Source organism: Nitrosomonas sp., from assembly GCF_043753625.1.
Lineage (GTDB): Bacteria > Pseudomonadota > Gammaproteobacteria > Burkholderiales > Nitrosomonadaceae > Nitrosomonas.
Genome location: NZ_JAYUWI010000008.1, coordinates 1 through 7,846, shown reverse-complemented (window position 1 = coordinate 7,846; position 7,846 = coordinate 1). Strand labels below are relative to the sequence as shown.

Genomic DNA, 7,846 nt, shown 5'->3' with positions numbered 1-7,846 from the left:
ATTGATTACGTTCGTGGTGAGATTCTATGGTTCGCGTCAAGCATTTTTTGTAATCCTTTCCGGGTCGAAAGTTGAATTGTAATGATGAATAGACCAGGTTGCGCGGGCGATTTTGCGGGCGATGATTACCAGTGCTGCGGAGTACTCCAGCCATGGGCGCGGTAATGCTCGTCGAACCATGAATGTAATCAACTTAATCAGCGATTCCTTAAAGACAGTTACATAAACACCTTCATCAATAAAACCACCTAAGCCGGCTATACCAGCTTAGGTTAGTAATACCGACAGTATTTCTTCAAAGACTAGCTGCACTTTCCTGTTTCGGAACCATCATCTTTAGTCTCTTTGCCATCTTCTGTCACACAAGAATTCTGACAAACACCTGATTTTTTACATGCTTTCCCAGCTGGAAGGCTCTTTTTATCAATACAAGTTCCTTCAACTAAATAGCATACCTGGTTAGCTGCACAAGCAGTTTTTCCATCTTTCTCGGATTCCAGACTGCAAGCAGCAAAAGCATGATTTGCGGTGAAAACCAGTGCAATAACTAATAACAACGTATTAACTGTTTTTTTGAACATATTCTCTCCTTTCTTAGATTTACAAATAAAAAAACTCCCCTGTTTCTTTAATTAGGATAGCAGAAAAATTTTCTATCGGGTGCAAATTGTTTTGACCGTTTATATCAGAAAATTCTTTTGATGAGGTACCTATTCCAGCATATTTGATTAAACAGACTTCCAAAAAGTTTATGGTTTTTCTTTATTATTTCTCCATTTCCATCGTAGCCATACTCGTAACTGCCTGAATTCCTCTGCATCAATACTATCAGGCAGTATCACGACACTGCACGTAAAGAACTTTCCCACAGGCTGCAAATTCAATACCGTCAGATAAGGTGCAACAAAGGTGCTACCCAAGATACTACAAACAATTAATTCATCGGAACGCGTGGTCAATGTGCATTGCATTTCATCAGACAGCACTAAAACTACCACGGCATCGTTCGCAGTGAGCAAGGCATCCTGCCGTAAATAATAAATTAAACTGAGTACCAATACGACAGTGACAATCGTCTTGATACCCAGATGCAGCTCCAATAGCCATAATAAACCGGCCGTAGCGAGATGAGCCAAGCTGAGGATAGTCGCTAGCCGATAGGAATGTTTGCGATGAATGTACAAAGCATCCATATTTAAAATCACTTAACCATCAACAAATATTTTAATGGAAAAATTTGAAGCTTCTAGAGCGCCCGCAAAATGGAATCAAAACTCATCTCCAGAGATTAGTTCTTGATTTAATCTGGATGGTATATCGTATAATTGCGTTCATCAATTTAGTTACAGCTTTTATATGAATCCAGTTTGGCAAACCTATCTACGAAATCATCACGCTGTTATTGAAAATAATTGTGTGATTCATTTTGGTGATAACGCAACGGAACTTGAAGGTACAAAAACCGGGACTATTGCGTCCGATCTTTCCCATTACGGATTGATTCGGTTTTCCGGAAACGATGCGCCATCCTACTTGCAAAGCCAGTTCAGTTGCGATATCCGTGAAATCAATCTAAAAAAAGCACAGTACGGTAGCTACTGCAATCCTAAAGGACGGGTTCTAGCAAGTTTCTTACTGTGGCAGCAAGATGATAATTTTTTTATGCAACTGCCAATCAGTTTGTGTATTTCCATACAAAAGCGTTTATCACTCTATGTGCTGCGCGCCAATGTGCAACTGAATAATGTGAGCGATACCCTGGTACGCATCGGAATTGCAGGTCAGAATGCTGCTTCCCTGACTGAGGAAATTACAGGATCGTCATGTAATTTGATTCAACCGACCCAGGTCATTCATAACAAAAATATCACCATTATTAGTCTGGCTCAGAACCGCCTTGAGCTGATTACTTCAATCGAAAATGCGATCCCACTTTGGGAACATTTTAGCCAAAATGCCAAACCTGTTGGCGCCAATTGTTGGAATTGGTTGGATATCCAATCTGGAATTCCAGTAATTTTACCTGAGACCCAGGAACAGTTTTTGCCACAGATGATCAATCTGGATGCGATTGGCGGCATTAGTTTCAAAAAAGGCTGTTATCCTGGGCAAGAAATTGTGGCGCGTACCCAGTATCTGGGGAAACTCAAACGCCGTATGTTTCTCGCTCACATAGCCACTGCAGAAGTGGCAAGAGCGGGTGATGAGCTGTACAGCATTGATATGGATGATCAATCCAGTGGAAACATCATCAACGCGGCATTGTCACCGAACGGAGGTTTTGATATTTTGGCGGTAATCCAACAAAGCAGCGTTGACTCATCCGAGATTCATTGGCAATCGCTGCAAGGACCTGTGCTGCAAATCAAATCACTGCCTTATTCATTGCCTGCATAAAAACCTCACAATGCTGACATAAAATTCTATTCCTATTGTTTCTCCGCTGCCTGTTCTTGCTGCTTCGGTTTATTAGTGAAACGCAAACTTTCAGGCGCGTTGGTACCGCCAGTCACAATAAACGTCATTGCTTCTTCAGTCGTCCAATCCGTTAATATCACATCTTCCATCGGCAGGATTTCAATATAACCGGATGTAGGATTGGGCGAAGTCGGCACGTAGACTGCGGCCAGTTTTCTTCCACTATCTTCGTCATGCATGATTTTCGTGATAAAACCGACAGCCTTCATTTCCGATGATGGAAAGCTGATCAGAACAACTCGCTGCCCGGTAACAGGCGGTTTACTTATTGTGTGCAAGAAACGTTTGGTGGCACCATAAATTGTCTGTATTAAAGGCAATCTGGTCAGTATGTATTCGTAAATACTAATGACTTTCTTACCTATAACAAAAGATGCTAGCAGTCCGATACCATACAAACTAACTACTGTCAGCAGTGCGGCAACCGCATGCTGAAAATTGGAATCCAGTAACCAGCTGGCCGTAGTATCTGAAAAGGGGCGAACTACACGGGCCATTCCTTTTAATAAAGGATCTCCAATACGCGCTAATAAATTTAATAAGAAATCAAACACCAACCAGGTAACCCATAATGGCGCTACCGTAAGAAAACCAATAAGTATGTAGCGACCTACATGAGCAGAGCGCTCTGAGCGCTGCTCTTCGTCATTTTTTTGTATCGTCATGTTTCTAAACTCATCCCCGACTGAACAGTAAACCTACTTCAACCTACTTCAACCCTTTACGCATGATTAGCACTTCTTTTCTTCAGTGAATACACAACCACCTATAATTTATTCAATGCCAAACAGGCTATGATAATATTATTCTGTCGAAGACCGGTATAAATATTAGAAATATCATTTACTGGCAAGGCAGCATTGTTCTTGGTAGAATCGCCGGGCTAGTTGTTATAATCTCCGACATAAATTACTAGTAATGAATGTGTTATATCAGATGATATCGCGATATCTGTTTTCAATTGCTTCGGAAAAATTTTGACCAATTTATACTCTTTCCCGATCGAGGGCCAAATAATCAATTGAAAAACATAATCGTATTATGCGAACTCAATTATTAAATAAAAAAACATCACCCATGCAGTATCTGATTCAGGGTGTACTTCTATTAGAATGAAAAGGGACTGTTATGTCACATAGTTCAACACAAATCAATAAGTATCTGAAAGGTTTACAGAAACACCTTGCTGACGAACATCCGGATAATCCAACTCTGGCTAATGCGGTAAAAAGTTTTAGAAAAATGGATTATGTCGGTCATAGCATGGGACTAATCGGTAAAGATGAATCCTATGCAACCTGTGTGACGTGGTGGCCTATGATCGCTGTATTAGGTACATTTTCTGCCGGTAAATCAACGTATATCAACTCTTATTTGAATATGCCGCTGCAACGCACGGGAAATCAGGCTGTCGATGATAAATTCACAGTAATCTGCTACAGCCGCCATAATGAGGCAAAAACACTTCCTGGTATAGCGCTCGATGCAGATCCGCGTTTTCCTTTTTTTCAGATAAGCCGTAGCATTGATGAAATTTCTGAAGCTGGGCAAGAACGTATTGATGCTTACCTACAGCTAAAAACCTGCCCATCTGAAAACATACGCGGAAAAATTCTTATTGACTCTCCGGGTTTCGACGCCGACAACCAGCGCGCATCTACATTACGCTTAACCCAGCACATCATCAATTTATCTGATCTTGTTCTGGTATTTTTTGATGCGCGTCATCCAGAACCGAAGGCGATGCAGGATACACTGGCTTATTTGGTATCAGCGAGTGTTAATCGTGCAGACGCCAATAAATTTCTTTATATCCTCAACCAAATTGATGTAACAGCCCAGGAAGACAATCCTGAAGAGGTTGTCTCAGCCTGGCAGCGTTCTCTGGCCGAAGTGGGTCTCGTCACGGGGCGATTCTATCGAGTTTATAATCCAAGTGCTGCCGTTCCGATTGCTAATCCGCATGTTAGAGAGCGTTTTGAAAAGAAACGTGCAGAAGATATGGCTGACATCGATGCACGCATGCACCAAATAGAAATAGAGCGCTCTTATCGTATCGTCGGGAAGCTTGAACAAACTGCCAAAGGTATCAAAAATCAGATTGTCAACAAACTCTCTGAAATGCTTAAAAAATGGAAAAGCAGAGTCATTCTATTTGACAGTATGGCATTTAGTATTCTGGCAGTATTAGCAGGTGTGGCTTTAACTATGAATGAATCCTGGGGTCTTCTGAAAGCATTCCCAGATGAGCTCATGCAAGGCGAAACCACCGCGTTGGTAATAGCCGTATCTCTGGTAATCAGTATTATTTATATCCATTTTTCTATTCGACGCGCTGTTGCCAACAATCTGTTGAAGAGATTGGCAGATGAAATGGGAAATGACCATGAAACATACAAACAATTTATGCAGGCTTTTAATAAAAGTACTACCGCTTACCGCCCAATGCTCCTAAAGAATCCGGCTGGCTGGAATGAAGTAACACAGCAAACAATTGATGAGATCATTAATGAAGCCAATGATTATATCCAAGCATTAAATGATCAGTTTACTAATCCCTCCGGTAACGAAAGCGGAAACTCACAAGTTTAAAGTTTATTTACATGTACTAGCTCAGGTCTGAGCTAGTACAATTCAATACTTTGCTTCATCCATGTGCTGAAAATCTTTTCGCAGCGTACGCCTGGATGCTTGATCAACCAAACCAAATAGTTTATCAATCCCGCCTTTCCTGCCAGATGCTGATGTCCTACCACCTTAACAAACTCGCAGTTTAGTTTGGAGATCAATCGATAAAATTCCTGGTACAGATCGTAATTATTGCGTTGTCTGTTCTTACTAGAAAAATAATTATTTCGTTCGAGATGGAAGCGCCTTTCCGGAAGACCAATAATGTTTTGAGAATATTTATAAACCGTCAAAGCTAGCTCGTGATCACTGGCTAGAGCATTTGTTTCATCCAATGCCCATAACAGCGTTTGCAATTCCAATCTCGTCGAGTTAGTTTGTTCAAAAAACCGCACTCTCACCGTATCTTCTAATGACTTCAGCGATACAACCTAGTTCAGACACCACAAAGTAAGCGCCATATCCAATCTTTAATTGGTTATTAATACTACTGTATATAAAAATATGTTGATGAAACAATCCATTAGACTCTGTTTCAAGACTTCGCATTCTTTTTCACAAAGCAAATACTAGCTCTGCTTAAATAACAATAGCATTTAGCCAAGCTCTGTGCAATGACAAGGCAGCTTCTACTGGAGCTCTCTCATGTCGCGAAAAACTTAGTAATAAGGATTTTATTTTCACTGCAATGCTACCAATTCGTCACTCAAATCCATTAACTCGATGAGGTATAAGCTCACAATTTAATGTTGAAGCGTTTCGGCTTCGGGATACTCTGCGGTAGAAAGAAATTTATCTGCTGCAAGTATTTGGTTTTTTCCAGTCTTCTTTGCCTTATACATTGCTTGATCTGCGCGCTTAAAAATACTCTCTTGCAATTCCCCTGGTTGATACTGTGCTACGCCAGCGCTAAAAGTAATTAGCAAACGTTTGTTTTCATACAAAAAGAATTTTTTAGTTAAATTGCGGAGTATTCTTGATGAAATTAAAAGTGCTTCTTCAAGGATTGTGTTTGGTAGCAGTATTGCAAATTCTTCACCACCATAGCGCGACACAATATCTTCGGGTCGTGTTGTTTCTTTGATAGCACCAACTAGGAAAACCAGTGCATCATCGCCTACTTTATGGCCATGCGTATCATTGAGCTGCTTGAAATTATCAATATCTAACAACACAAAACATAGTGGCTCTTGATTGCGCTCTGCACGCGATATTTCACGTTCAAATGCGCTATCCAACCCACGACGATTGAATATACCCGTGAGATGATCTTCTTGTACTTTCTCCCTCATTTCTAATAACTTAATTTCAAGCTGACTGATTTGATCTTGTGCTTTGCTTACTTCTGTGCGAGTAACTATTAAATCATCCCGATATTCTAAGACACTGCTTTGTACTTGCTGGGTTTCTTGCATAATCTCCACGAGCAATTGATTCAATTCATCTAGATCATTAGTCTGATTAACCTTATCTGAAAAATATTCAAGCTTAACTTGATAGGTTCCCGTTGCATCAGTGAGCTCTTCAATATTATTGATGAGGGAATTCACCATCTGTTTCACAGTCACTCTAGCTTTGCCCAAGCTTTGCTTTATTACTTCTTACTTGTGAATGATTTCTTTTAGATACTGCTCTGCTTGAGCCATTATTTGCAAATTCAGTGGCTTAGACATAGTCTCTTTCAATCTAGAGATCTGATCTTTGATCCACTGATCATCAGACAACAATTCTCCGGTACTATCCATTAACAAATTTAGCAATTTGAGCAAACCCTGTTGCAACTTGATTCCGCTCTCGCCATGGGATTCGAATTTGACGCAGAATTTTTGGAAATGAGCAATAAATTGCTCCATTTCCTGTTTATCCTCAATCTCCCGTACTTGTTGCGCCAATGTCCTAGCTTCATTGGCTAGCGTAGCATCATCCAACAGGGTAACTGCGATATGTTCGAGCATTTGCGCCATCAGTTCCAGCATTTGTCCGGTAAAGTTGCTGATCACGTGCTTTTGTTCTGAAGCAATATACTCTGGATGGGAATTTTGTGGATCGGGCTCAGTTTGTAATTTTATGGATGAGGGTTCTTCACCATTCTCAATCATTTCTTGAGAATTTGATGTTAATGCACTCCACGTATCAATTAGTCCTCTTAGTTCATTATGTAATTGATCTGAATCTGTTGAGAACTTGATAAGTACCTGATGAAGATCTATCCATAATTTATCGGAAATCAATTTCTTATTTTTAGCTGCTAACAGTTCAAATAATTCCTCAATGGTTCCTCCCCACGGAATAGCCGATTCCGATTTAGCATTAACCAGTAATGTCTGTTTACTAATAGTGACAGCCTCATTAGTAACAAGCTTTATCATTATCGATTTAAATTTTGTCCAATTCTTCTCATTCGCAGCTTGTTCCAGATTATTGGCAAAGCTAAGTAATTGCGGTGTATGACGTGGTAGTTCTTTGGCTAAATCAGTGAGCATTTTTGCGGTAATAGCAGATATTTGGTTAGGTGGATTACCCGCAATTTGATCATACAGCTTATGATAATTATCTGGTGTAGGAGAAACTTTAAGCAAAGCAAGTTGCTTTAACGTTTCACGTGCAATAAAAGAAGGATTAGAATTTTTAATTTCATTCATACTATAGTGGACCCTCCTTTCAGGACAGTAAATTAAGATGGTATCCTGCTAAGAAGGAGCAGGAAATGACGGGAATAAAGCGAAAGAATTTTACGGGT

8 protein-coding genes are annotated in these 7,846 nt (G+C 40.2%); 2 read left to right on the top strand and 6 right to left on the bottom strand.

What is annotated here, in order from left to right; genetic code table 11:
* Window positions 1-302: 302 nt before the first annotated feature.
* Both ACH10T_RS00510 and ACH10T_RS00505 read right to left on the bottom strand, forming a co-directional pair.
* Window positions 303-581, bottom strand: a complete 279-nt coding sequence (locus tag ACH10T_RS00510; protein ID WP_394807391.1) for a hypothetical protein — start codon at window positions 579-581, stop codon at window positions 303-305.
* Window positions 582-749: 168 nt separating this feature from the next.
* Window positions 750-1,193: a protein YgfX gene (locus ACH10T_RS00505; protein ID WP_394807390.1), complete on the bottom strand. Its 444-nt coding sequence runs from the start codon at window positions 1,191-1,193 to the stop codon at window positions 750-752.
* Window positions 1,194-1,356: 163 nt separating this feature from the next.
* On the opposite strand from ACH10T_RS00505, the gene ACH10T_RS00500 reads away from it, so the two are divergent.
* On the top strand, window positions 1,357-2,397 hold the full coding sequence (locus ACH10T_RS00500) for a YgfZ/GcvT domain-containing protein (RefSeq protein ID WP_394807389.1): 1,041 nt from the start codon (window positions 1,357-1,359) through the stop codon (window positions 2,395-2,397).
* Between the two features lie 32 nt (window positions 2,398-2,429).
* Here the strand turns inward: ACH10T_RS00500 and ACH10T_RS00495 are convergent, their stop codons facing one another.
* On the bottom strand, window positions 2,430-3,143 hold the full coding sequence (locus tag ACH10T_RS00495) for a DUF502 domain-containing protein (protein ID WP_394807388.1): 714 nt from the start codon (window positions 3,141-3,143) through the stop codon (window positions 2,430-2,432).
* Window positions 3,144-3,606: 463 nt separating this feature from the next.
* Here ACH10T_RS00495 and ACH10T_RS00490 point away from each other — a divergent pair, with 463 nt between their 5' ends.
* Window positions 3,607-5,070, top strand: coding sequence for a dynamin family protein (locus tag ACH10T_RS00490; RefSeq protein ID WP_394807387.1), 1,464 nt, complete (start codon window positions 3,607-3,609; stop codon window positions 5,068-5,070).
* A gap of 32 nt (window positions 5,071-5,102) precedes the next feature.
* On the opposite strand, the gene ACH10T_RS00485 is transcribed toward ACH10T_RS00490, so the two are convergent.
* The 3 genes from ACH10T_RS00485 to ACH10T_RS00475 all read right to left on the bottom strand — a co-directional run bounded on the left by ACH10T_RS00485 (window position 5,103) and on the right by ACH10T_RS00475 (window position 7,748).
* A complete protein-coding gene (locus ACH10T_RS00485) occupies window positions 5,103-5,507 on the bottom strand; it encodes a hypothetical protein (protein WP_394807386.1) in 405 nt (134 codons plus the stop codon).
* 342 nt (window positions 5,508-5,849) lie between these two features.
* Window positions 5,850-6,689 carry a GGDEF domain-containing protein gene (locus tag ACH10T_RS00480; protein WP_394807385.1) on the bottom strand — a complete coding sequence of 280 codons (840 nt, stop codon included), beginning with the start codon at window positions 6,687-6,689 and terminating at the stop codon, window positions 5,850-5,852.
* Window positions 6,690-6,707: 18 nt separating this feature from the next.
* Complete coding sequence (locus tag ACH10T_RS00475; RefSeq protein ID WP_394807384.1) at window positions 6,708-7,748, bottom strand: hypothetical protein; 1,041 nt, start codon at window positions 7,746-7,748, stop codon at window positions 6,708-6,710.
* Window positions 7,749-7,846 lie beyond the last annotated feature (98 nt).